At 44.8% G+C, this 23,772-nt stretch carries 22 protein-coding genes; 12 read left to right on the forward strand and 10 right to left on the reverse strand.

What is annotated here, in order from left to right:
* From QT979_RS22405 to QT979_RS22430, 6 genes are all read left to right on the forward strand, one after another.
* Window positions 1-1,022, forward strand: a 1,022-nt coding sequence (locus QT979_RS22405) for a pentapeptide repeat-containing protein (protein ID WP_333311727.1), incomplete at its 5' end; no start/stop codon positions are given.
* Between the two features lie 213 nt (window positions 1,023-1,235).
* Complete coding sequence (locus tag QT979_RS22410) at window positions 1,236-1,418, forward strand: helix-turn-helix transcriptional regulator (RefSeq protein ID WP_333212016.1); 183 nt, start codon at window positions 1,236-1,238, stop codon at window positions 1,416-1,418.
* 225 nt (window positions 1,419-1,643) lie between these two features.
* Window positions 1,644-2,471 (forward strand): M15 family metallopeptidase, encoded by an 828-nt coding sequence (locus QT979_RS22415; RefSeq protein WP_333212000.1) that lies wholly within the window; start codon window positions 1,644-1,646, stop codon window positions 2,469-2,471.
* Between the two features lie 153 nt (window positions 2,472-2,624).
* Complete coding sequence (gene coaD / locus QT979_RS22420; RefSeq protein ID WP_333211998.1) at window positions 2,625-3,203, forward strand: pantetheine-phosphate adenylyltransferase; 579 nt, start codon at window positions 2,625-2,627, stop codon at window positions 3,201-3,203.
* A complete protein-coding gene (locus QT979_RS22425) occupies window positions 3,086-3,772 on the forward strand; it encodes a DivIVA domain-containing protein (RefSeq protein ID WP_333081909.1) in 687 nt (228 codons plus the stop codon). The genes coaD and QT979_RS22425 overlap by 118 nt, the downstream gene beginning before the upstream one ends.
* 238 nt (window positions 3,773-4,010) lie before the next feature.
* The gene (locus QT979_RS22430; RefSeq protein WP_333311728.1) at window positions 4,011-5,063 is read left to right on the forward strand and encodes an acyltransferase; all 1,053 of its coding nucleotides are present in this window, start codon (window positions 4,011-4,013) and stop codon (window positions 5,061-5,063) included.
* 13 nt (window positions 5,064-5,076) lie between these two features.
* Here the strand turns inward: QT979_RS22430 and QT979_RS22435 are convergent, their stop codons facing one another.
* Window positions 5,077-5,808: a TIGR04283 family arsenosugar biosynthesis glycosyltransferase gene (locus QT979_RS22435; protein WP_333211995.1), complete on the reverse strand. Its 732-nt coding sequence runs from the start codon at window positions 5,806-5,808 to the stop codon at window positions 5,077-5,079.
* Window positions 5,809-6,038: 230 nt separating this feature from the next.
* On the opposite strand from QT979_RS22435, the gene ubiG reads away from it, so the two are divergent.
* Window positions 6,039-6,884 carry a bifunctional 2-polyprenyl-6-hydroxyphenol methylase/3-demethylubiquinol 3-O-methyltransferase UbiG gene (gene ubiG, locus QT979_RS22440; protein WP_333311729.1) on the forward strand — a complete coding sequence of 282 codons (846 nt, stop codon included), beginning with the start codon at window positions 6,039-6,041 and terminating at the stop codon, window positions 6,882-6,884.
* Window positions 6,885-7,255: 371 nt separating this feature from the next.
* Window positions 7,256-8,164, forward strand: a complete 909-nt coding sequence (locus QT979_RS22445) for an alpha/beta hydrolase (RefSeq protein ID WP_333311730.1) — start codon at window positions 7,256-7,258, stop codon at window positions 8,162-8,164.
* 92 nt (window positions 8,165-8,256) lie between these two features.
* On the opposite strand, the gene QT979_RS22450 is transcribed toward QT979_RS22445, so the two are convergent.
* The 5 genes from QT979_RS22450 to QT979_RS22470 all read right to left on the reverse strand — a co-directional run bounded on the left by QT979_RS22450 (window position 8,257) and on the right by QT979_RS22470 (window position 14,331).
* The gene (locus QT979_RS22450) at window positions 8,257-8,700 is read right to left on the reverse strand and encodes a DUF4079 domain-containing protein (RefSeq protein ID WP_333067855.1); all 444 of its coding nucleotides are present in this window, start codon (window positions 8,698-8,700) and stop codon (window positions 8,257-8,259) included.
* Between the two features lie 194 nt (window positions 8,701-8,894).
* Entirely contained in the window at window positions 8,895-9,689 is a 795-nt protein-coding gene (locus QT979_RS22455) for a WecB/TagA/CpsF family glycosyltransferase (RefSeq protein ID WP_333311731.1), read from the reverse strand.
* Window positions 9,690-10,133: 444 nt separating this feature from the next.
* Entirely contained in the window at window positions 10,134-11,504 is a 1,371-nt protein-coding gene (locus QT979_RS22460) for an O-antigen ligase domain-containing protein (protein WP_333169349.1), read from the reverse strand.
* A gap of 105 nt (window positions 11,505-11,609) precedes the next feature.
* The gene (locus tag QT979_RS22465; RefSeq protein WP_333211991.1) at window positions 11,610-12,734 is read right to left on the reverse strand and encodes a glycosyltransferase family 4 protein; all 1,125 of its coding nucleotides are present in this window, start codon (window positions 12,732-12,734) and stop codon (window positions 11,610-11,612) included.
* Window positions 12,735-13,179: 445 nt separating this feature from the next.
* Window positions 13,180-14,331, reverse strand: a complete 1,152-nt coding sequence (locus QT979_RS22470) for a glycosyltransferase family 4 protein (RefSeq protein ID WP_333211989.1) — start codon at window positions 14,329-14,331, stop codon at window positions 13,180-13,182.
* Between the two features lie 1,192 nt (window positions 14,332-15,523).
* On the opposite strand from QT979_RS22470, the gene QT979_RS22475 reads away from it, so the two are divergent.
* On the forward strand, window positions 15,524-15,757 hold the full coding sequence (locus QT979_RS22475; protein WP_333311732.1) for a hypothetical protein: 234 nt from the start codon (window positions 15,524-15,526) through the stop codon (window positions 15,755-15,757).
* 138 nt (window positions 15,758-15,895) lie between these two features.
* On the opposite strand, the gene QT979_RS22480 is transcribed toward QT979_RS22475, so the two are convergent.
* Window positions 15,896-16,585: a type II CAAX endopeptidase family protein gene (locus tag QT979_RS22480; RefSeq protein ID WP_333311733.1), complete on the reverse strand. Its 690-nt coding sequence runs from the start codon at window positions 16,583-16,585 to the stop codon at window positions 15,896-15,898.
* Between the two features lie 364 nt (window positions 16,586-16,949).
* Between QT979_RS22480 and QT979_RS22485 the strand changes: the two genes are divergently transcribed.
* Together QT979_RS22485 and QT979_RS22490 are read left to right on the forward strand one after the other, a co-directional pair.
* Window positions 16,950-18,539 carry an Hsp70 family protein gene (locus QT979_RS22485; protein WP_333211984.1) on the forward strand — a complete coding sequence of 530 codons (1,590 nt, stop codon included), beginning with the start codon at window positions 16,950-16,952 and terminating at the stop codon, window positions 18,537-18,539.
* A gap of 129 nt (window positions 18,540-18,668) precedes the next feature.
* The gene (locus tag QT979_RS22490) at window positions 18,669-19,496 is read left to right on the forward strand and encodes a DUF1963 domain-containing protein (protein ID WP_333311734.1); all 828 of its coding nucleotides are present in this window, start codon (window positions 18,669-18,671) and stop codon (window positions 19,494-19,496) included.
* Window positions 19,497-19,684: 188 nt separating this feature from the next.
* Here QT979_RS22490 and QT979_RS22495 read toward each other — a convergent pair whose 3' ends face one another.
* Both QT979_RS22495 and QT979_RS22500 read right to left on the reverse strand, forming a co-directional pair.
* Entirely contained in the window at window positions 19,685-20,206 is a 522-nt protein-coding gene (locus tag QT979_RS22495) for a L,D-transpeptidase (protein WP_333211981.1), read from the reverse strand.
* Between the two features lie 101 nt (window positions 20,207-20,307).
* Window positions 20,308-20,946, reverse strand: a complete 639-nt coding sequence (locus QT979_RS22500; RefSeq protein ID WP_333311735.1) for a bifunctional 4-hydroxy-2-oxoglutarate aldolase/2-dehydro-3-deoxy-phosphogluconate aldolase — start codon at window positions 20,944-20,946, stop codon at window positions 20,308-20,310.
* Window positions 20,947-21,316: 370 nt separating this feature from the next.
* On the opposite strand from QT979_RS22500, the gene QT979_RS22505 reads away from it, so the two are divergent.
* Window positions 21,317-21,469, forward strand: a complete 153-nt coding sequence (locus QT979_RS22505) for a hypothetical protein (protein WP_333211977.1) — start codon at window positions 21,317-21,319, stop codon at window positions 21,467-21,469.
* 338 nt (window positions 21,470-21,807) lie between these two features.
* Here the strand turns inward: QT979_RS22505 and ftsH3 are convergent, their stop codons facing one another.
* Window positions 21,808-23,646 (reverse strand): ATP-dependent zinc metalloprotease FtsH3, encoded by a 1,839-nt coding sequence (gene ftsH3, locus QT979_RS22510; protein WP_006633639.1) that lies wholly within the window; start codon window positions 23,644-23,646, stop codon window positions 21,808-21,810.
* Between the last annotated feature and the right edge of the window lie 126 nt (window positions 23,647-23,772).

Below are 23,772 nucleotides of genomic sequence, written 5' to 3' on the forward strand. Positions count from 1 at the left end.
CTTGCACTTTACTATTGAGCGCGCGATCAAATAACCCAGGCCACGTAACACGCGGGCGATATATTCAGCAAGCCCTATATAGTGCTAATCTGAATCAGGCAAACTTAGTCAATGCCAACCTTACTCAGGCTAGTTTATCCAGTGCCAATCTGGAGCGGGCAAATTTAATCAATGCCAACCTCTCTCAGGCTAATTTACAATCAGCTAAACTAGAAAAAGCAAAATTGAGCAAGGCGAGTTTAAGAGGAGCAAAACTAGAAAATGCAAATTTTAGTGAAGCCGATTTGAATGGTGCAAACCTCAGCGGGTCTAAACTTAGTCAACAAACAAAATTCACAACTGCAAACCTCAGTCAAGCTAACTTAAGCGGGCTATACTTAAGGAAAACCGACCTAAACAATGCTGATTTGACAAAGGCAAATCTGAGTAATTCTAACCTTTTAGAAGCCAACCTCGATCGAGCAAATCTCAAAGGAGTTCAGCTTCAAGGAGCTATTTGCAATCAAGCAACTTTATTTCCTACTGATTTCGATCCCGTGAAAGCGGGCGCTTACTTAATTGCTCCTTATGTATCGCTGCAAAATGTCGATCTAACTGGTAGGGACTTGAGCAGTGTTAACTTGATGGGAGCCAATTTACAAGGTGTTAATTTGATTTCTGCACAATTGACGAGTTCCAATTTGAGAGATGCGAATTTGAGTGGGGCAAAACTTCAGGGAGCAAACCTAGACGGCACAAATTTGAGCCGAGCTAATTTAAGACAGGTTAACTTGAATGATGCAAGATTACAAAGTGCCGATCTAACTACAGCAGACTTAACCGAAGCTGATTTGCGACAAGCATATTTATATGTTGCAAAACTGCGTGGTGCTGACCTAATTTCAGCAGACCTCCGCGCGGCAAACTTAACAGGTGCAGACTTATCTGGCGCTAACTTAACTGGTGCAAAAATAGGAGGAGCAGAGTTGGCAAATGCTAAACTCACTGGTGCAATTATGCCAGATGGATCTACTCACGAATAAAATTAGTTAAGGGGTTTGCTAAACAAACTCTACTCAAAAAGCCTGAATACATTCTTTCACCATAAAATAAATATAATGAGAGGTTGTCTAAAAAAGTGATTGCTCTTCCGTTTCTAAGGTCGGGGGCCGATCGCCCTTTAATATCTAATTACTTAAATTCACAATACTTGCCCTTTGTCAAGCATAGAATTGGTGAGGTTGCGGATTTGAGAGCTGGCTGCTGAGAACGGTTCGACTCAGACAGAGGTTGCCACTCGATCGGGCGTTCACTACAGCACGCTGAAAAGCTATGCCCGATCGCCCGGTATGGCAATGGCTGACATCGGTGCTCTGCTAAAATTGGCGCGGACGTTTGATGTGTCGATCGCAGAATTGTTCGATTTTGTGGAACAGTAACAAATTACACTTAAAATAAACCAGCGCTACCAGCGCCAACCAGTTCGACCTCGCAGGGACGATCGACTGTGGGCCCAAGTAACAAATGCGAGAGTTGGCGGATGGGACGGGGCGAGGTCAGAAAGAGATGATATACTCTCAGCGGCAATTGTAGCTGTCCGATCGCCCATATCGGTCTACAATTTGTAACGTTGAGCCTTATTGAAGTGCAGGAGTGGAGCTGGCTTGGATAACGCTAGTCTGTCAAGAAAACCCCCGCAAGCCTCGGAGCTTGTCGCCGACGAAATTCCAGAAGCAGTGCGAGACCACCCATACCCAGAAGCACGGCAGAGTCAGTCTAAGAAAAAAGGGCTGATTTGGAAACTGCTAGGGTTGGCCGCCTTAGCCTTTGGGGTCAGCATCTGGCTGCACCTCAACTTTAACTTGTTCCCAGCCACCAGTCAGGCAGAGCAAACTCAACAAGACTCAGCGCCCACCAGTTCCGCGTCTCCGTCTGTCGCGAGTCCAGCTACCACCCCCAAAGTCCCCGCAATCCCAGAAAACCTGCTGGGACACTTGCCATACCCAGAAGCACCAGCAAAAGACTTGGTAAGCGTCACCTCCGACGGTAGCGTCAAACTCCGCACCTCAGCAGCAGCAAAATATCAGGAAATGGTTAACGCCGCAGCGGCATCAGGCATCTACTTCGCTCCCATTTCCGGCTTTCGCTCCCTGCAAGACCAACAGCACGTATTTTTTGACGTGAAAGCCGAACGCAGGCAAAACGCCAGCAAGCGAGCCGAAGTCAGCGCCCCTCCAGGTTACAGCGAACACCACACCGGTTATGCGATCGACATTGGCGACGGCACCGCCCCGGAACACAACCTCAGTCCCAGTTTTGAAAATACCCAAGCATTCAAGTGGTTAGAAGCCAACGCCGTCGCCTTCAGCTTTGAAATGTCATTTCCCAAAAACAATCGCCAAGGCGTCAGTTACGAGCCTTGGCATTGGCGGTTTGTGGGCGACAAGCAAAGCCTCGAAACTTTCTACAAAGCTCATTCCATGAAAAAGTAGATGTCAGTTGACAGTTGACAGTTGACAGTTGTCAGAAGGAAGGCACTACACGGATTAACACGGATACAAGGATAATAGACTCTCCCACTCCCCCGCTCTCTCTCCTCTTATGCCACATTCCCCCACTCCCCCCCACTTCGTTGAGCCAAACTCGTGATTGCAATCTATCCAGGCAGCTTTGACCCCATTACCTTCGGTCACGCAGACATTATCGAGCGGGGATCTAAACTTTTTGACCGGGTAATTGTTACCGTCGTCAGAAACCCCAGCAAAACGCCTCTCTTCACCGTAGAGGAACGGATCGAGCAGATCCGGCGCTCTACCCAACACTTGCAAAATGTAGAAGTAGACAGTTTTGAGGGTTTGACAGTAAACTATGCTAAGATTCGACAAGCCAAAGTGCTGCTGCGGGGGCTCCGGGTATTAACAGATTTTGAAATGGAACTCCAGATGGCCCACACCAATAAAACCCTTCTGGGTGAAATTGAAACAGTTTTTTTGGCAACTTCTAACGAGTACAGCTTTTTAAGTAGTAGTGTAGTTAAAGAAATAGCCAAGTTTGGTGGCTCCGTAGATCATCTTGTTCCGAAACACGTCGCCCTAGATATTTACAAATGTTACGCCAGCAGGAACCAACTCGCATCGAACCCGACACTACCGGACGCGGCACTGAGAACGAATCACCTCAGAACACAGCCACCTTCGGAGACCCCACCCGAACCGCAGGAGTAGACATCCAGCGGGAATTGAATCGGCTTGAGGAAATTGTTCTCGACAGTCCGCGAATTCCCATGACCAGACGCACTCTGGTGGATGAAGAACAGTTGCTCGATCAGTTAGACTTGGTGAGGTTAAATTTGCCGATCGCCTTTCAGGAAGCCGAGACGATCATCCGGCACAAGGACGACTTGCTTCAAGAAGCGGAACTTTACGCTCAGGAAGTGATAGAAGCAGCAGAACAGCGAGCAGCAGAAATTTTAAACGATATGGGCTTGCTCCAGCAGGCGAAGATAGAGGCAGATCAGTTGCGACAGCAAGTTTTGCTCGACTGCGAGGCAATTCAGCAGGCGACGCTGGCGGAAGTCGAACAAATTCGCTACCAGGCTCAAGAAGAATTGGAAGAGATGAGAGTCAGGGCGATGGCTGAATGCGAGGAAATTCAGAACGGAGCTGATGATTATGCCGACCAAGTTCTCGATAATATCGAGCACAAGTTGAGCGATATGCTGCGCGTGATCCGCAACGGGCGCGATCAGTTGGATAGTGTTTCTGCGTCGCACATCCATCACAGCAACGGTTAGCCAACAGTGAACTCATTGCTTGAACATTTCTAAAAGTCTACCTAATTTAGGTAGATTTTTTTTCGCAATAGTCTCTATAGTCTTTATTCCTCAGTCCCAGCAGTCGGTGACTTATTTTTGCCGGCCTAAGTTTTGTGAAGATAGGAGCAGATATAAAATTTCATGCTAGAGTTTGGTGAAAACTAATCAGACAAAAAATTCTTAATTGGGTTCCAATTTTTACAATCTAATTTTTACCATGCAAAAAGTTTCTAATCGGTTCGCTGAATTTGATTTGATCCGAGCTTTAGCAATCGTCAGTGTGGTGATTACTCATGCTGGGTTCTTTACATTTCGCGATCGCAGAATTTTATTTGTGGCGATCGATACATTTCAACTATTTTGCGTACCTGCATTTTTACTGTTGAGCGGTTTTTTTCTTAGCAACAAACTGGAAAATCAAAATAATCCCGCACTGGTAGTCAAAAAAAGACTGTCAAAAATTATACCCCCTTATCTGTTTTGGTCAGTAGCTTTGTACATCTTAAATAATTTGGGAGAAATCCAAAAATTTGACTTACTTTCATTACTCAGAGATATCTTGACGGGTTCAGTGATGCCTCCCTATTACTTCATCGTTGTGATTGTTCAATGCTACGGCTGGTGGTGGCTTCTCGTGAAGTTAAGATTTTTAGAACCCAGAAAAATTTTGGCTTTGGGCTTAACAATTCAAACAATTTTTACAATCTTCTTCTACTTAACCGCTTTCCAATACATATCAATACCTCTACCTTTGATGGAGCGGTGGATTTTCAGTTGGATTTTGCCATTTTCAACTGGTCTATTTTTGGGCAGCTCCTATGACAGAATTCAACCCGTTCTCGAAGGAATGAAAATGCCAATTTTAGGGGCTACCATCCTTTTTTATCTAGCTAGCATTTGGGAATTTTACCTAAAAAGTGGAGTTAATTCGGAGGCATGGTTTCTCCGATCGTTTTTTAAACTATCTGCTCAAGGATACGCAATTTTATTCGTATTGTCGATCCTCGCATTTTCTAAGAATATTGCACTTCCCATTAGAGTGTCTGGGTTAGTCAAAATATTGGCTGCTTACTCATTCCCTATATATCTGCTGGATTCGACAGTAGTGAAATATGTCTTGTTAGTGTTTTATAAGTTTATTGACCCGGTAAATCCGCTACTGAAGCTCGGCTTTTTAGTTACTGGGACTTTGTTAGGTTGTTGGGCGATTATTTACCTGTTGCAGAAAGTTTTGCCGCCAAAATACAACCAATACATTCTTGGAATTTAAGCGGGTTTTGTGTTCAGCGGATGTCTTCATAAAACTGCTTGAGATACCTTGGGGAAACGCCAAAACCCCACAAAAAACCAATCGAAAGATAGATCGCAATAGCTTTAAATTCGCCCCAAGTTGCAACTCGACGGTCGCTACTTTCCACTACCCGATTGACTAACTTAAGTCTTCCCCGTCGCACTAACTTCAAACACAAATCCGCTTCCTCCATAATTGGCAGCGCGGCATCGAAACCAGCGCATTCCCAAAAATCGGTACGGCGGCAAAAAATAACTTGGTCGCCAAACAGCAAGCGCAATCCTTTGAAAAATAAATGAGGTCGAAATAACAGCGGCGCGTAATAAGTTTTTAGGTAATTGTGGAGGGAAAAACCCCATCTTGTTTGCTGCGAACCAGCCATCATGGAGATAAACCCGCCGCCGGCAATTTCGGCATCGGACAATGTTTTCTGGATGACTGCTACAATGTCGTCGGGAACTAAAGTATCGGCGTGGAGAAAGCACAGAATTTCACCGGTGGCGACTTGAGCACCTAAGTTCATTTGCACGGAACGTCCGGCTATACTGCTAGAAATAACGCGCGTGGCGGCGGAAAGTGCGATCGCCACTGTTTCGTCTTGACTGCCACCGTCTACCACCAACACTTCCCAAGCGGGAGGATTAAGGATGCTGAGTTGGCGGAGGGTGCGTTCCAGACAAGTCGCTTCGTTGAGGGCTGGGATGATAATAGAAACGCGATCCATCTGGTTGAAATTTATGCCAAAGATATTATAATAAACAACTGTGGCGATTCACAATTCACGAGAAAATAGAACTTACGCCCACAGATTCAAAAACCCGGTGTCTGCCTGTGAACTCGTCACGAAACATCCGATTTTATACAGAAATTGGGTTTTTTGGCGTCATTCCTATAAAATCACGCAAAAGTGCAATCGCCATCTATATTTTCCACTAAGTCAGGACAGAGAAAATCGTGCAGAAAACAGAAGTAAAAAATGATTTAGAATTTTATGAGGAAAATGCCAATAATTGGTGGGACGAAAATGCTAAAATTTATGCCTTATACCATCTAAATAAACCCAGATTTGAGTTTTTCGACAGACACGCGACTAATTGGCAAGGGCTGAAAACCTTAGATGTCGGGTGCGGCGGCGGCTTTTCTTGCGAGTTTATGGCCGAGAGAGGTGCTATTGTTTCTGGAATAGATCGATCGCAAAAATGTATTGTAGCAGCTCAAAATCACGCATTTACCAGCGGTTTCGAGATTAACTACAGGCAAGGTTTTGCCGAAAATATGCCCTACGAAGACAATACCTTTGATGTTGTAATCTGCGTGGATGTTTTGGAACATGTGGCCGATTACAAAAAAGTTGTGTCTGAGGTTCACAGGATTCTTAAGCCTGGGGGACTGTTCTTTTTTGATACAATCAACCGAACTTTTTCCTCGCAAGTTGTGATGATTGGGCTGATGGAAAATATTTTGCAGGAGATTAGGCGGGGCGTTCACGATTGGGAAAAATTTATTACCCCGGATGAACTGTCTGTTGTAATGCGCGATACGGGTTTCGGCAAGATTGAAATTAAAGGTTTTGATATGTTTGGAGAAATGGGCGCTATTTTAGCCCAGATGCACGGTTTTTGGGGGAATCTTACAAGTGGAAAGCAGCTATTTCCTTCGGGGGAAAGTTTCCAACAAGTTTCTCAAGTGCTAATCTCTAATATCGCTAACTATTTTGATTACAAAAAGTCGGGCTTGTTTAAAATCAAAATTAATGAGGATACGTCGATTATGTATGTGGGCGTAGGGGCGAAGAATTAGTCGGTTAATTGGTGACTCTTGTCATTAGGGGCGGGTTTTAGACTGGTTTTTGCGATTGACAAATCCGGCTAAACCCCGCCTCTATTACATTTTTTAGGGTAAGCACGCAGCGGTACACCTTATCCTGTTGAGTGCAATACACATATTCCGTAGGCACGGCGCCGTATCCTTACTGTATTGCGGGCAATTGAGAATTGCTATATTGGCGAGCGCACGACAAACCTAAGTCTGGGCTCAGGGATACTGAGTATCGATCGAATTTTCATGACTCGCCCCAACTCCTCAAATAGCGATCGAGCAAGCATATATACTTAAATGTTAGGGCGGACATAGTGGCATCGCCCCTACCGATTCACAATTTATCAAGAATTATGCCAGCAAGTTTTCTGCCAAAATCGATCGCACAACTTACAGAATCTACCTCAATTGCCTTAGCCCAAAGCATTCAACAAGCAGCAATTACAACTCCCCTATCTTCTCGACCAATTGCCACAACCTACGTGCGCCAAGGCAGTGGCAACACACCAATTTTGCTAATTCACGGCTTCGACAGTTCCTTGTTTGAATTCCGCCGCCTGTTGCCGCTGCTAGCTGCCGAAAATGAAACTTGGGCGGTTGATTTGTTGGGTTTCGGGTTTACAGAAAGAGCGGCAGGCTTGGCATTCAGCGCGAGGGCAATTGAAAGTCACCTTTACTATTTTTGGAAAACGCTAATTTCGCAGCCTGTAATCTTAGTCGGTGCTTCAATGGGAGGTGCAGCAGCAATTGATTTCACTCTCAATTATCCAGAAGCTGTAAAACAATTAGTGTTAATAGATAGCGCAGGTTTTGCCATCAGTTCTAATAAGGGAAAGTTTTTAATTCCTCCTTTAGGGTATCTGGCAACTTCATTTTTACGCAATCCCAAAATTCGCCAGCGAATTAGCGTCAATGCTTATTTCGATAAAAATTTGGCTTCTCAAGACGCTCAAACTTGTGCTGCTTTGCACTTGGAAATGCCCAACTGGAATCAAGCTTTAATTGCGTTTACCAAAAGCGGAGGTTACGGTGGTTTTGGGGAAAAATTATCGCAAATTCAGCAGCAGGCGCTGATTTTGTGGGGAAAACAAGACCGGATTTTGGGGACGGCGGATGCGGAAAAGTTTGCCAGGGCGATCACAAATTCTCAACTAATTTGGATACCCGACTGCGGGCACGTTCCCCACTTAGAAAAGCCACAGATTACCGCGCAACATATTTTAGAATTCATCACAAAAAGCGGACTCACGCAAAAAAATTAAACCTAGGGTGCGCTGCGGCGCACCTTATATATATGTTATATATATGTTTTCCCTTGGATATTTGGTATAGTTTGAGGTCAAATAGACAGGTTTCAAACTTTCGGCAAATACTTTTGTACGATCGTCCATCCTGTGAGCAACACAGTCACAAATCCCCCAAACAAGGCCAAATTAGTGCCGATGTGGAGGGGGCGCGCCCAGGGATGTTTAGGACCAATTTGCAGCCCGCTGCCAACAGAAACCAACACCAAAGCTACAACAGCTAACCCCGCCGGTAAATGAGCCGAGTGACCCAAATTGCCGTAGTATCCTAGCGTACCGACTACACCAATTCCCAGCAGTAAAATTACCAAAGTCGCCATCCCCGCACCAGTGGCTAAATGAAAGGGACGCAGCCATTTTGGGCGCGGTTGTTTGGTACTCCTAGCGGCAAACATCCACGTTCCAGTAACGGCCAGCAACAAGTAAGCCAACAGGGAAACACCCATTGACCAAGCCGCTATTTTCCACAACCACAAGAAAGAAGGCAGATTCATCGGTTGTATCCCTAATTAGGATTTTCCACAAAAGGTTTCTTTCCGATTTTAGCTGGACTTGAAAGCAAAAATGAATTATTTTGAGAGAAAGTGCGATCAGACTATCCACAGATTGCATCAGTCTTACCTTAAAGTCAAACCCACTTTCTCCGATACTCAGCTTAATTTATGCTAGAGATTGGTCGCTCACCTTTTTAGGAGCCACCTTTCCATTCTAGCTGGCTGGTTTTGCTCTCCAGGAAAGGCATTTTATAAAACCCTAATTTTTGTTCTAAGATTAACCGGAAAAAAGGCAGACCTTCAATCAAATATCTTTTCCACAACCTTCTCGGTTCACTTAACAGTCGGTACGCCCATTCTATGCCGACTTCGCTCATCCATTTGGGAGCTCTGGCTTTGCAACCAGCTTCAAAATCAATGGTTGCACCTACGGCTAAGAAAATTTTGACGTGTGTTAATTTGCTCCTGTATTTAACCAGCCACTTCTCTTGCTTGGGCGCTCCCACTCCTATAGCGAGAACAGTCGCTTCTGATTTATTGATCGCGTCAATTATTGTTTCACATTCTTCCTCGTTTTTTTCAAACCCAAAAGAAGGAGAAAGTGCTTCAACCACTATTTCTCTACCAATTTTTTGGTTAATTTTTTCCTGGGCTTTCTTAGCAATACCTTCAGCCGCTCCTAGCAAAAATATTTTAATCTTCTCGTTATCTTTGTGATACATATAAAATGCAGGGAACAAATCAGAACCAGAAATCTTTTCTTTGAGAGGAGTACCCAAAAACTTGGAGGCATACATCAATATTTGACTGTCGCAGACTCTATAAGTAGATGTATTGTAAGCTTCATAGAAGTCGCGGTCATACTGCAACTTAATCAAGTGGTCTACATTGGGTGTAAATACGACACCACCTTCGCAGTCGAGTTTTTCAAATAACTCTGTGATTGACAAGTTATCTATCGAGACATTCAATAAATTAACTGTTTTCATTTATGATGCCCTTCCCGCTTTATATTAAACTACAACCCAAACTATTATAACCCACAATTCAGTTTCGTGTTTTAACTACCTGGGTGCTTCAGTGAACATACTTTTCTCAGTATATCCTCCTACACCCTGCCTGTCTAGTGAGGATTTTTAAAGATTATGTAAAGAATCAGCTCGTTTTAGAAAAAGTGTATAAAGCCAATTTTTAAGTTTATAAGTCGCAACACAGTTTCAAGTAAAAAGCCATCCAGTGCTAATACTTGTTGAAGCATTGCAAATGAATGTAAAAAAAAGAGTTTATGAGATTAAGAGTTTAACCTAGTGACAAATATCTGGCAACTTCCGAACTGGATTTCATCCAAAAGTGGTAGATTTTTTAGTTTTTGTCTCCAGGGAAGGCAAGCTAGTGTCAAGCTTGAAGTGAAGCAGCGATCGCCTTCAGGAAAATCATCCGGATTTTTGGTGAACCAGCGCCTGTCTTCTTGGTGGCGAACTGGTTTTCTTTGCCTTAAGACTTTCTGGAGCTTTTAAGACGAGACCCGATATTCCTCCAGCAATCAGCGCAAAAATCGGGTTAGTCATAGCATTCAAAACACAGTCAAACACGTACATACTTAAGGCTACTCCCAGGGCGGCAGCAGGGGCTACTTTGGGATTAGACCAGGTTCTGGCGGGATATTTGAACAAGCAAAAGACGATAACAGGAAGTAACATTGAAGAAAATAAACTAACTAAACCGACTGCACCGTTGATGCCAAATGCAATAATCCATAAGCTGTCGGTGACCGAGATATCATCACCGTACTCGTTATACACGCGGTTTCCGCCGGAATCTCCCCAGCCAAACATAAATCTTTGCCGCGCCTTTTCCCCCAATATCTCTTCATTGTCAAATCTAAACTTCAAAGAGGCGGCTCGTTCTTCGCCAAATATTTGAGTAATGAATGCAACCACGTCTTGGCTCGAAAATTGACCCGATGCAGCTATGTACAGATAAAACACTATATATCCAATTATCAAGAGCAAGGGCAAAGAGGTGCGAAAAATCTTGGCAGAGAATAATACGAGCAACGCCATTCCAAATAAACTGTAGGCGCCAGTAGAACGGCACAGGAAAAAAGCTATAGTTAATATAATTGCTAAAGTCTTGATGTTACGGCCCATAAACTTTTTGAGCGTCCCAGTTTGCCACAGCCAAACAGCAATTAAGGCGGCTGTCATCATCCACAGGCCCACCATCAAACCGTGCTGCATAAACACTACTGGTCTCCACCCCCCCAAACGCCTTGCTTGACCCCAGTCCTCAAAGGCATTGACGCCGTAAATCATTTGGTGCAGAATTGGGCCCCTAACCCCTTCAATTAAAGTAAAAGGAATGTAGGCTAACCCACCTGCAAAAATGCCGATCGCTAATTGTCGCAGCCCGTCTAAACTACCCACATACAAGCGTCCTAAAAAATAAGGCAGACCCCAAGTAACGATTTGGTTGATAGTCGGAGAAATCGGGCTGCCACCATTACTAACTTGTGAAATAATTGGACACAAACAGTAAATTACCATTGGCACGTCCAGCCAACCGGGCTTAAAAGAGGTGAGGCGCGCAGTATCGTAGATAAGAGTCCCCAGCAAAATCCCGTAGCAAGCTGCAGAGATTTTGGTATACGGTGGCAATGAGGGGATGGGATAAGAAGCTTGCGGTAAAAAAAGCCACGCTACTACAAAACTTATAATTACCGCCCGCTGAGCCGGAAACCTTATAAACAGGTAACAAACGACTGGAATAAAGCCGAACATAGCCAGTGGGATCAATGCAACCATAGGTCTTTTTTGGCAGTAAAATTGTAGAAAGAAAACTCAAATTGCCCGATAAAAATTCTCGATTAAACGATCGCCCAACCCCACTCTTTTAAATCAACCTCAATTTTACATCTTGTTCGTTAATTGTGCCTGACGTTCCAAAGCAGTGTACAGTGCCGCCTCGAAGAGATTAGTTGCATCCTCCCAAGTATAATTTATTACCGTATCCAAAGCTGCCTCGGACATTGCGCGCCATTCGGCATCAGGCAACTGACAAATCTGCTCGATCGCTTTTGCCATATCCTCTGGGTCTTCTGGCTTGACAAGTATGCCACCCCCGCCAGCAAGTAGTTCCGGAGCCGCACCAGCAGGAGTGCCGATGACTGGAGTGCCACAAGCCATAGCTTCTAAAATTGGCAAGCCGAAGCCTTCGGATCTGCTGGAAAACAGCCAAGCATCGCATTTGCTGTAAAATTCTTTTAGTTGGTCTTGAGTAGGTTCCTTATTATACTCAGTATCCTCTGGCATCAAATGGGGAAGAGGACTATCGTCGCCGGAACTAAATGCAACTAAACGAAGGTTAGGAATTTTTTTAGCAGCTATAGACAAAGCTTTCAGGGCAATATCGCAGCCTTTCCAAGGAGTTGTAGTATAGTACATTCCGACTGTAGGAACTAATTGCTTGCCTCGTGGCTGCTTCGCTCGCGACTGGGGGTCGTAAAACTGTTTGGTGTCCACCGTAGGAGGGACGAGAGATACAGACAAATCGCCGTATTCATTCCGAGCTATGTCGGCCAGCCACTGGGCCACAGCGATTTTGTGCATCGGCAGCCGCCAAGTTGCCTCTACTCGACCTTTTGGTACGTAGTCAAAAGCCTCATAATGTTGGAGAAAATATACTTTCGCTCCTTTGCTGGGAGAGAGTTTTGCCACCCACTCAGCAGTTTCCCACCAAGTAGCCATGATAATATCGGCATCAGGCACGTCCAGGTCGGTAATTGGACGGTTGGTTTCGAGAACTCGACTTTCGACATCCACTTTGTCAAAGTGAGACTTTTGTGTCTGGGAAGCGGACAGCCAACCCCTACCCCTCAGCAGTGATCGCAATTGTTGGAGCAAAGTTGGTTGCGGCACGGGCATAGACACGATAAATATTTTGTGTCCTCGCTTTTGCAGCAGTTCTGTGTAGATAGATAACACCCTCATACCACCTGTAAGGCTCAGGGTAGGAAGGACAAAAGTAATTTTCATGAATAGATGCTGAAGATTGATACTGGTTAAAACTCCTCCATAACAGCAAGTTCGCACTTACCAGCCTATTTTTGGCTTTTTTGCGGGGTGCGGATCTGTGCTGGAGGCGATCGTAACTCGATAGTCGAGCCGATCTTAACTTTGTCGTCAGGGACTTTTCCCAATTACAAATCGGGAGATGTTTGATGACAAGACAAGTTTAACCGGTAACGGAGCCAGCCTTAAAACCTCCGTTGCCCTCTAGTTAAGATTTTGGCAGATCAATTTATAACCTGTATTCCGTCGTCGCTGCGGTCAGAATTCGTGTCGAGACTGCTGCGTAGAAAACAGGACACAGGCGATTTTATTTGTAGCAGAAGTACCCCACCAAACGATATTGAGTTTCTCCCCAGAATCCGGCGCCGAAAACGCCCGTAGCGCCGAATTTCAAATGGCAGCGCGGCACTTAGCATTCAACCAGAATTTTTTTGTCCGCATAGTAGGGAGAAAAGCAATCTATGTTAACCTCGCGGTTTTTAGATTTGTCTACAGCAACTTCCAATGCCGCTTCAAAATGATCCGTGGCATCTTCCCAAGTATAATTGTTTACCTTGGCATAGGCGGCTTCAGACATGGCTTGCCACTTGGAATTTGGCAACTGACAGATAGACTCTATGGCTTTTGCCATTTCTTGGGGATCTTCTGGTCTTACAAGTATGCCAGTACCGCCGCTCAAAATTTCAGGAGCAGCACCTGCTGGGGTACTGATGACGGGAGTGCGGCACGCCATCGCTTCGATAATTGGCAAGCCGAAGCCTTCTGATCTGCTCGCCAGCAGCCATGCATCGCATTTGCTGTAATAGTCTTTGATTTTGTCTTGGTCGGGTTGAATTACATACTCGGCATTGGCCGGTAGGGGCAATTCCGAGGATGGGGCATCTACACCGAAGGCAACCAGACGCAAGTTGGGGATCTTTTCGGCTGCTAGGGAAAAAGCTTTGAGGGCGATGTCGGTTCCTTTCCAGTAGATTGTAGAGTACATTAGGCCAACTGTAGGAACCGATTGTTTGTTGCGAGGACAGGCGTAAAATTGTTTGGTGTCCACGCTAGGAGGAGCTAAGGAAACTTGGTCATCGCCATATTTAGTCCGAGCTAGCTCAACTAACCACTCAGAGATCGTAATTTTGTGCATGGGCAGCATCCAAGTTGCTTCTACTCTTCCTTGAGGTAGATAGTCAAAAATTTCGTGGTGCTGGATAAAATAAGCTTTTGCTCCTTTGCTAGGAGAGAGTTTGGCTACCCACTCGGCGGTTTCCCACCAGGTGGCAACTACTACGTCAGCGTCAGGTACATCTTTGTCTTCTACGGGGCGGTAGCGATCGGTAATTTTGTGTTCTACACCTAAGTTATCGAAAAATGAGGGTTCATTTTCAGGTGGGGAAATCCAACCCCGTCCTCGCAGCAGCGACTTGACTTGCTGGCGCATACTCGGCTGGGCACTGGGTACAGAGATGACGAACACGGAGTGTCCTCGCTTTCTCAAAAGTTCTGCGAAAATAGATATTACTCGTATTCCACCAGTCAGAGACAGAGTAGGAAGAACAAAGGTGATTTTCATTTTTAAGTCCCGCTGACGACTTTAACTCGCTCTCGGCGCTGCTAGCAGCGCTGATATTAGAGCCCAAAAGGAAAGAGGGGCGGGTGAATATTAATTACCGCTTTCCTGGTGTTTACATAGAATCCAACTGATCGACTGTTCGCAACACCCCAACATCTATCTGCCAAAATATCACTGTCATTGCATTGATGATAAGGATTTATTTGATCGCGAAACAGTTCCTAGAGGGATAATTTTCAGGTCAGCGAAAGTTCCTCCTGAAGATAGATTCCTCATCAAATAGGAGCTTTGTTCGCGACAAACACCAAGCTAGACAACACCCTCTGTTAAAGATAACATCATTTACGATTAAACAGACAGAGATGTACGGTAAACCGAATATCAGCCAACTTTTAATGTGGGGGATAAAGGTAGCATTAACAACAATATGCAGTAGATAGACACCGCTTTTGGCAAAATTTTATACTCGATTCAAGAGGGGAATTCTTACCTTGAGAATGTTGATTGCCTCATTGAACCAACAGAGCTAAATACAATCAGTGGCTGTGGTTTTTTGGTAACTGTGCTGTCGGTATTGCTTGATACAATATCCTATTTGGTCAAGATTCAGAGATGGTGGTTTTCTCAGATACCAGCAGGGGCGCGATCGCGCGAATCACCGTTGTGAACGCGCGAATGAGGGGAGAAACCCTGTTTTTCAAGCGATATCCCTAGCCCTCACTTGTCGTATGTTCGTGTAAAAACCCGGTTGATGCGTCCACTGTTTGACAAAATAGGTTTCCCAATCGTGCTAAAGAAGATAGAGTTTTACCGATATAAATTTAGTTAGCTGCCTGAGTTTTAAATTTGTTAATAAAAGGCGATCGCATGAAAAAGTTCCCAAAAGAGACTGCCACTTCGGGGCAAAGTATATGTAGCGTCCCTGCCCAAGTTCTGTATAAGTAATTACCGTAAAAAACTTCTTACACAAATTATCAAATTATCCTAGAAAGATCAAAGGAATACTCAAGGTTGAGCCGCCTATATCGTGCAAACCTTGACTCCTAAGCAGTAGCAGCAACTTCGTGGTATGTATCAAGCGATTTCGCGTACAAAAAATTTCATGTTATGAAGGGATCATTTTTCCTAAGTTTGCAATTCCAGATGACAATCGGTGTGCTGTTGGGGCCCGGCCGCCGATGATTGTAGCGGTATGTGGGCCAGTTTTCATGCAGCTAAAATTATGCGATCGCCAGCAAAACCCAACCTAGAATTAAAATCAGATGCCTTAACGAGAAGCATCTTCCGGTGGGAAGATATGAACGGTCGATTATTGCACAGCATCAGTCAAGAGCTCAGTACAATCAGCATCAATGCCAGCAAACACTTGTCGCTGCTAGTTGGCATCAACCGCAGCTATAGCCACATATACCTTGCCGAATTTTAAAATTTGTCAGGGTACATTATCGCCCGCGGCAGTGGCACGCCGCCCGGATGATGGGGGGAGAGATTAATCTGGAGAGTGAGTTGGGCAAAAAGTCAATTTTTACTGTAGAATTGCCTGCGATTGTCGCTGAAAAAGCAGCTAGTTAAAAAGAATTTCCCAACCAATAGTTGCTAGGGCTAAATCTGCGATCGCGTGGCTGATATAACTCGACCAAAGCGAACGGTAAGTCACATAAGAGTGCGACCAAATTATCCCGGCGGCGAAGACAGCTAATGAACCTAATAGCACAGCCTGCCAGTCGCTGTAAGCTGCTATTACAAAAATGTGGTGGAGGGTGAAAAATAGCGAACTCAGAAATATTGCTTTTGGGCCCGGTATGAGAATCTGGCACTTGTTGCAGACAAACCACCGCCAAGTAAATTCTTCAATCAGCGAGTTAACTAGCACAAAATATGCTTCTACAATCAAGTAAATAGTAGGGCTGCTAATACCTAATTGGTACGATTTTTCTTTAGCAACTACAGGATCGATCCACTGCTGACCGAAAAGGCTAGAGATACCCAGAATTACGGCAAACATGAATATTCCCCAAATAGATCCAGCCAGCAATTCTTGGCGCTTGGGCAGGGATAAACGGAGCTTTTTGCGATCGACAAAAACAGACCACGCGATCGGAAAAACCAACAACCAAACTTGACAAAAGACTGACAGTGTTTGTCCCCAGCTTCCAGGGGCAATATACAAGGCTGCTATGATACCGATACTAGCGGCAGGGACAAGCAGTGTTAAAGCCAATAGTGCTGAGTTGCGATCGCCCATGTCCAACATTTTTCACGCTTCATTACAAAATTGGATTAATACCAAAGGTAAAAAATTGCGACGGCGGAGAGATTATACCATTTTCAAGAAACAATGCAACTTTATGCCCAAATTCCCAACCCTTATGCAGTTAGTCATTCTCAAGGTTTTAATATAAAATCTAAAAGGGGAGGAGTTTTGTGCCGCTTATAAAAGTGGCGCTTATTTGTTGCAAATAAAAATATGCAGTTGCACAAAATTGAAGACTCGGCCGCGAAAGCTGTTCCGGTTGTAACAAAATCTTTATTCAAGCACAATTTGAGAATCTATTTGCATTTGCCGCTCCAAATACCATATTATAATCTAATCCCTAGTAGCTGTGTATTTTGGCTGAATGACGATCGCAATTGACTTTGGAACTAGCAACACCGTCGTCGCTCGCTGGAATCAAGTCCTCCAGCAGCCCGAAACTTTAAAATTACCGGGGTTGTCGGCAATCTCGGCTCAAAATCCGCCCCTAATTCCCAGTTTACTCTACGTTGAGGACGCTGCTCAAAGTAAAGTCATACTCGGTCAGCAAGTCCGCGACAAAGGCCTGGATTTGAGTGGAGATTCTCGGTTTTTTCGCAATTTTAAGCGGGGAATTGGCACTTCTGTTCAGGGTTTTGTGCCGGAACTTGACGGGCAACTTATTACTTTTGAACAAGTAGGTGAGTGGTATTTAAGCCAAATTGTGAACTCAATTCGCGAACTGCCTTTGCCGATCGACTCTTTGATTTTTACAGTGCCTGTAGATAGTTTTGAAGCTTACCGCCATTGGTTGGGCAAAGTGTCACAATCTCTGCAAGTAGAACAGGTGCGAATGTTGGACGAACCTACGGCGGCTGCTTTGGGTTACGGTTTAGCCGATCGCGAAAATCTGTTAGTAATTGATTTCGGCGGCGGAACTCTAGACCTTTCTTTAGTGCGTTTGGACGCTTCCACCGACAAAAAGCCCCTCGGTTTTATTCTTAAGTGGGGCGAAAAGCTATTAGCTGAATCTTCAGCGCAAAAAACAAAAGTTGCCCGGGTTTTGGCTAAAGCCGGACAAAATTTAGGCGGTTCTGATATTGATAATTGGCTAGTTGACTATTTTGTTAAAACAAAAGGGCTGGCAAAATCTCCGATTACAACGAGATTAGCAGAACGGTTAAAGATTCAGTTATCTTTAGTAAATCAGGCAGTTGAAGTTTATTTTGATGACGAAAATTTTGAGAGTTACGAATTAGAATTAGACAGAAGTCGTTTTGAATCTATCCTCGCGGAACATCAATTTTTTGACAAACTAGACGACTGTATAAATCAAGTATTGCAGCAAGCGCGGCGCCAAGGCTTAGAAATTGGCGATATTGATGCAGTTTTGCTAGTTGGCGGTACTGTACAAATTCCCGCTGTCGGGCGTTGGGTGCAGCAATATTTCGATCCGGCAAAAATTTGCTGTGACAAACCCTTTGAGGCGATCGCCCAAGGTGCTCTGCAACTGAGTCAAGGCATAGAAATCAAAGATTTTCTCTATCACAGTTACGGCATTCGCTACTGGAACCGCCGCGACAATTGCCACAGTTGGCACAGTTTAATCAAATCCGGCCAATCTTATCCGATGAGCGAACCCGTAGAATTAGTCTTGGGAGCTTCTTTAGAAAGTCAGCCAAGTATAGAATTAATTATCGGCGAATTGGGAGCGGAAACTGGTGGCACGGAGATATATTTTGACGGCGACAGGCTAATTACTCGCCAACTCGCGGGTCAAACATCGGTACAGCCCTTAAATGATAAAGAAGGTGCACGCAGCATCGCTCAATTGACGCCGCCTGGGTATCCGGGGAGCGATCGCATAAAAGTTTTGTTCCGCGTTGACGAACAGCGCTTTTTACGCATTACGGTGGAAGATTTGCTGACAAATGAAACTTTGTTAGAGGATAAACCCGTGGTGCAGCTAAGTTAAGCATTCCTGAACGCATAGGAGCTCAGAAACCGGGTTTTTTACGAAAATCCTTCGTTGCAGCCCGCCGATTAAGTGAAAAACCCGGTTTCTTTGATGGAGTGTGTCCAAAACTAAAATTATTAAAAGCAGATGAACTACAAACTAGAATGTCCACTCTCTCCAGAACTAGAAAAGTATCGCGACAGAATCGAAGCTACCATTAAACCTTACATCGAAATTCAAACCCAGAATAATGATGACGTTAATTGGTGGCAGAGTAAATTTGGGGGATTGCCCTATTTACCTAAAGGCTTTGAATATCCCAAAACTTGTGACGGTAAATATTTATTTTTGCTAGCGCAACTCAACTTTGATGAAATACCGCCTTTAGATGGTTTTCCCGATCGGGGTATCTTAGAGTTCTATATAGCTGACGATGACCTATATGGTTTAAATTTGGACAATTCTGCCAATGCAAATAATCATACAATCGAAGACCAATTCAAAATAATCTATTTTCCTCAGCCCGACTTCAAAGTTGAAAACATCATTACCAATTATGATTTTTTGCCGGAACCAGAATATTTTCCTGTTCAGGGCTGTTACGGCTTGCAATTTACTAAAAAATATGCGCCGATTAGTACAAATGACTACCAATTTACCGAACTTTTAGGATCGGAAATTGAAGAGTTATTTATGAACTCTGAAATAGAGGATGAGTACCTAGAAATATCACAACCCGTTGGTCATAAAATAGGTGGTTATCCTGATTTTACACAAGAGGACGTAAGAAAATATAGTAATACATCTGAGCAAAAACAAAAGCTAGACATTCTTCTATTGCAAATGGATACCGATTGCAATGAGACAGTAGATATCATGTGGGGAGACACTGGTGTAGGTAACTTTTTTATTGATGAATCAGCACTCAGAGAATTAGATTTTAGTGAGGTTTTATATAATTGGGATTGTGCTTGAAGGCAGTAATGAAGTAAGCAAGCTAAAAAAACCAGAACTGATGAACTCCGATCGAATAAACCGGGTTTTTGACCGAATCTACGGCTGTAACGCAGTATTTCCCAAAAAAACCCGGTTTCTGACCATCGGTGCATAAGTTCTAATAATGTTCGACTATGCCCGATGCCCGATGCCCAATTCCCAATTCCCTAAACCTGAGATTTGTGCACAACCACGGGTGTTCCCACCGAGGCCCATTCAAATAGCCATTTAGCGTGATTGACAGCTACATTTGTGCAGCCGTGAGTAACGGGATTGCCAAACAAATTGTGCCAGTAAGCGCCGTGAATTGCCATGCCTCCGTCGTAATACATTGTATAGGGAACGTCGGGTACGTCGTAGTCCGGCCCAGTCATTCTAGTAACGCGGTGTTTGGTTTCAACGGCAAAGGTTCCCGTGCGGGTGGGAGTCGATGATTTGCCGCTGGAAATAATCACGGCGTAAACGGGTGTATTTCCTTCCCAAGCTATTAACCTTTGTCTTGACAAATCTATTTCTATCCAGCGTTCGCTGGATTGCTGCAACAGCATAATTTTATTGGCAATTATGTTGTGCTGTTCGCTGGCAAATGCGGTCATTGAACCGCCGCAGAATGTAGCAAAAGTGAGGGCGAAGCCGGCACAGAAAGTTCCAGCGCGACGGAAGTAAGTTGAGTTAATAATCCTGTTCATTTCTCACACCTCGTACTATTTTAGATTTTAGGTTTTAGATTTTAGATTGGCTTGTCCTATTTTAGATTTTAGATTTGAAATGTTGGATTGGGAAAGTGGACTTAACAAGTTGTTAAGTTTTGGGCGAGAGTTCGGGCAATTTGGACGATCGCCCGCCAATCGCGATTTTCCACTAAGTGTTTAGGAAATAAGTCTCCGGCTAAACCAACGGCGATCGCCCCGGCGTCAATAAATACTTTGGCATTTTCCAGCGTCACCCCGCCAGTGGGAATTAAAGGAATGTTTCCCAGGGGGCCTTGCAGGCTTTTCAGGTAAGCCGCGCCTCCCAAAGCCGATATCGGAAATACTTTAACGCAGGTAGCGCCTGCTTGCCACGCCGTCACAATTTCCGTGGGAGAAAAAGCACCGGGGACGATCGGCACTCCGGCGTCAACTGCTGTTTTAATCATCGCTAAATCGGTGTGCGGAGTAAACAGAAATTGAGCGCCGCAGTCTATTGCTTGTTGCAACTCTTTTAAGTTTAATAAAGTGCCGGTACCAATACTCAAAGTAGGAAATTCTGACCGGAGTTCGGCAATTAATTCAGCAGCTTTGTGCGTGTTCCAAGTGATTTCAATAAACTGGATTCCTCCTGCTGCTACCGCTTTTGCCATCTGGGAAGCGAGTTCTTTTTCGGAGGAGCGGATAACTGCGATCGCGCGGTGTTTTTTTAGTAGTGTCAGCCAAAATTGATGATTCATACAATTTTAGATTTTAGATTTTAGATTTTAGATTTTAGATTTCAGCGTGCTCAGTCGAAGGATTTTAAATTGGGCAGATCCCAAATTTGAAACTCCTATCATTCTGACTCGCATCTAATTTTAATACAGGTTGCTAACTTCGATATATGGCAAATTACAATATGTGCGACGTTCAATTTTTAACGGACAATCTAGGCAACAAAACCGCTGCAATTGTTGACCTCAAAAACCACATAGATTTTTGAGCTGACGGCGTTGCTGATTTACGGTAGGAAAGGGTAAATATGCAAATCATAGAAACCAGTATCTATAAAGCTTCTGGATTTTCAACTAATTTTTTCATACCCTGATTAAGCAACGCCGAGCTGACGTGCTGGCTGAATGCGGCGAACCGACAGACTTTCTGTTTTTATATCAATTCCTGTTGTATCGGAATGATGAAACCGCAGAGGAAACAGAGGATACAGAGAAAGGGAAGAGAGAGATGAATAATTCCGATGCCAACGGATTTGATATTAGTTGAGTCTTAAGGCTAAAAAATCGCCTTACTGCTTGACTTCCAGTACCCAGACGATATCTGGGAGGATGTTGAGGACTGTCGGATTATTGAATATAGAAAAGATGAAAGAAGATTTCCCTGGGAATAATTTAAGCCCCAGCTTGAGGGAAAGCGTATGTTGAATGTCTGATTGCTTGGCTATTCTTTAGATTAAATCTAAAATCCAAAATTTAAAATCTAAAATCGCTCGATCGCGCTCATAAAAAAATCGGGGCGATTCCAGACAATCCCAGAATCACCCCAATTATTGATTTCAAACTTTAGATTTAATCTAAAATCCAAAATCCCAAATCCAAAATTGATTAGGCGATGGTCGCCATTTTTACATCGCTATTAGCTAACAAATTTTGCAATTCATCAGCATCCACCGTTTCCTTTTCAACTAGCATATCTGCCAAAGCATTAAGGACATGGCGGTTGCCGACGAGTACATCTTTAGCGCGACGGTAAGCTTGTTCTACCAACAAACGCACTTCATCGTCGATCGTCGCTGCGGTTTCTTCCGAGAAATCGCGTTCAGCCATAATATCGCGACCCATGAACATATTGCCTTGTTGACGACCGAGAGCTACAGGGCCTAGCCGATCGCTCATTCCGAAGCGAGTCACCATTTGCCGCGCTACTCTTGCCACTTGCTGCAAGTCGTTAGATGCCCCAGTCGTTACTTCTTCTTCGCCGAAGACAATTTCTTCAGCAATGCGGCCGCCCAAAGCTACCGCCATTTGATTTTGCAAGTAAGACCGAGAATACAAGCCAGAATCCATCCGATCTTCGCTGGGTGTGAACCAAGTCAAACCGCCAGCGCGGCCGCGGGGGATAATGCTAATTTTCTGCACCGGGTCATAATCGGGCATCAGCGCGCCGACTAAAGCGTGACCGGCTTCGTGGTAAGCTACCAAAGTTTTGCGCTTTTCGCTCATCACGCGGTCTTTCTTTTCCGGGCCTGCGAGCACGCGGTCGATCGCGTCGTTGACTTCATCCATCGAGACTTCGGTCAAGTTGCGACGGGCGGCTAAAATTGCTGCTTCGTTGAGTAGGTTGGACAAATCCGCACCTGTGAAACCGGGTGTCCGGCGGGCGATTTTTTCCAAGTCCACGTCTTTGGACAAAGTTTTGCCGCGGGCGTGAACGTTGAGAATTTCTAGGCGGCCTCCGAAGTCGGGGCGATCGACTACAACTTGGCGATCGAAGCGACCCGGACGCAGCAGCGCCGCATCGAGCACGTCGGGGCGGTTTGTGGCAGCAATCAAAATGATGCCAGTATTGCCCTCAAAGCCGTCCATTTCTGTCAGCAACTGGTTCAGGGTTTGTTCCCGTTCGTCGTTACCACCGCCCAAACCAGCGCCCCGCTGGCGGCCTACTGCGTCAATTTCATCGATAAATACGATACAAGGAGCGTTCGATTTAGCTTGTTCAAACAAGTCACGGACGCGGGAAGCACCGACACCCACGAACATTTCCACAAATTCTGAACCGGAAATCGAGAAGAAGGGAACGCCTGCTTCTCCAGCCACTGCTTTTGCCAGCAGGGTTTTACCAGTTCCGGGAGGGCCGACCAGCAGCACGCCTTTGGGGATTTTTGCTCCGACTGCGGTGAAGCGGTCTGCATTTTTCAGGAAGTCCACGACTTCTGCGAGCTCTAGCTTGGCTTGTTCGATGCCCGCCACGTCGCCGAAAGTTACCTGAGTTTGTGGCTCCATTTGGACTCTAGCTTTGGATTTGCCGAAGTTCATGGCTTGGTTGCCGGGCCCGTTTTGCGCGCGCCGCACCAGGAAAAACAGTCCGACCAAAAGCAAGATCGGGAAGAACAGGCTGCTGAGGGCTTTTACCCAGAAGCCTTCGTCGCTTTGGGGCAGAACTGAAATATCTACGTTATTTTTGGTCAGGATGTTGATCAGTTCGGGGTCGTTCGGCAGGTTAACGAGTACCTTGTTTCCGTCCTGGGCTGTGACCAGGGCTTTGCTGCGATCGGAACTGATATTTATTTTGTCTACTCTCTTGCCTTCGACTTCCTGAATGAATTGACTGTACTTCCAAACTTCGCGGCTTGGGGGCTGTTTGTCAAAAAAAGCCGTTGCTAAGGCAATGACTACAATAGCCAGCAGTGCGTACAGGCCAGCGTTTCTCCACCGTTTATTCACCGAGGTCGATCCTCCTAATTTTTAGTCCCTGTGATTTGGGAATTTTTATTTATGTTCATCAATCTTAACGTAATTGTAACTTGTTTTTGTGTGGTGAGGAATCCCGGCCATGCTGCGGCGGTCTGA

It is taken from the genome of Microcoleus sp. w2-18bC1 (assembly GCF_036700365.1).
Lineage (GTDB): Bacteria > Cyanobacteriota > Cyanobacteriia > Cyanobacteriales > Microcoleaceae > Microcoleus.

Bases quoted from the DNA above. Each gene is read 5' to 3' on its own strand.
- QT979_RS22490 (WP_333311734.1), top strand. From the start codon at position 18,669: ATGAACTACAAACTAGAATGTCCACTCTCTCCAGAACTAGAAAAGTAT.
- QT979_RS22475 (WP_333311732.1), top strand. From the start codon at position 15,524: ATGTGGGCCAGTTTTCATGCAGCTAAAATTATGCGATCGCCAGCAAAA.
- QT979_RS22425 (WP_333081909.1), top strand. From the start codon at position 3,086: ATGTTACGCCAGCAGGAACCAACTCGCATCGAACCCGACACTACCGGA.
- QT979_RS22460 (WP_333169349.1), bottom strand. From the start codon at position 11,504: ATGGTTGCATTGATCCCACTGGCTATGTTCGGCTTTATTCCAGTCGTT.
- QT979_RS22450 (WP_333067855.1), bottom strand. From the start codon at position 8,700: ATGAATCTGCCTTCTTTCTTGTGGTTGTGGAAAATAGCGGCTTGGTCA.
- QT979_RS22430 (WP_333311728.1), top strand. From the start codon at position 4,011: ATGCAAAAAGTTTCTAATCGGTTCGCTGAATTTGATTTGATCCGAGCT.
- QT979_RS22465 (WP_333211991.1), bottom strand. From the start codon at position 12,734: ATGAAAATTACTTTTGTCCTTCCTACCCTGAGCCTTACAGGTGGTATG.
- QT979_RS22455 (WP_333311731.1), bottom strand. From the start codon at position 9,689: ATGAAAACAGTTAATTTATTGAATGTCTCGATAGATAACTTGTCAATC.
- QT979_RS22480 (WP_333311733.1), bottom strand. From the start codon at position 16,585: ATGTTGGACATGGGCGATCGCAACTCAGCACTATTGGCTTTAACACTG.
- QT979_RS22470 (WP_333211989.1), bottom strand. From the start codon at position 14,331: ATGAAAATCACCTTTGTTCTTCCTACTCTGTCTCTGACTGGTGGAATA.
- QT979_RS22485 (WP_333211984.1), top strand. From the start codon at position 16,950: ATGACGATCGCAATTGACTTTGGAACTAGCAACACCGTCGTCGCTCGC.
- QT979_RS22445 (WP_333311730.1), top strand. From the start codon at position 7,256: ATGCCAGCAAGTTTTCTGCCAAAATCGATCGCACAACTTACAGAATCT.
- QT979_RS22495 (WP_333211981.1), bottom strand. From the start codon at position 20,206: ATGAACAGGATTATTAACTCAACTTACTTCCGTCGCGCTGGAACTTTC.
- QT979_RS22435 (WP_333211995.1), bottom strand. From the start codon at position 5,808: ATGGATCGCGTTTCTATTATCATCCCAGCCCTCAACGAAGCGACTTGT.
- QT979_RS22500 (WP_333311735.1), bottom strand. From the start codon at position 20,946: ATGAATCATCAATTTTGGCTGACACTACTAAAAAAACACCGCGCGATC.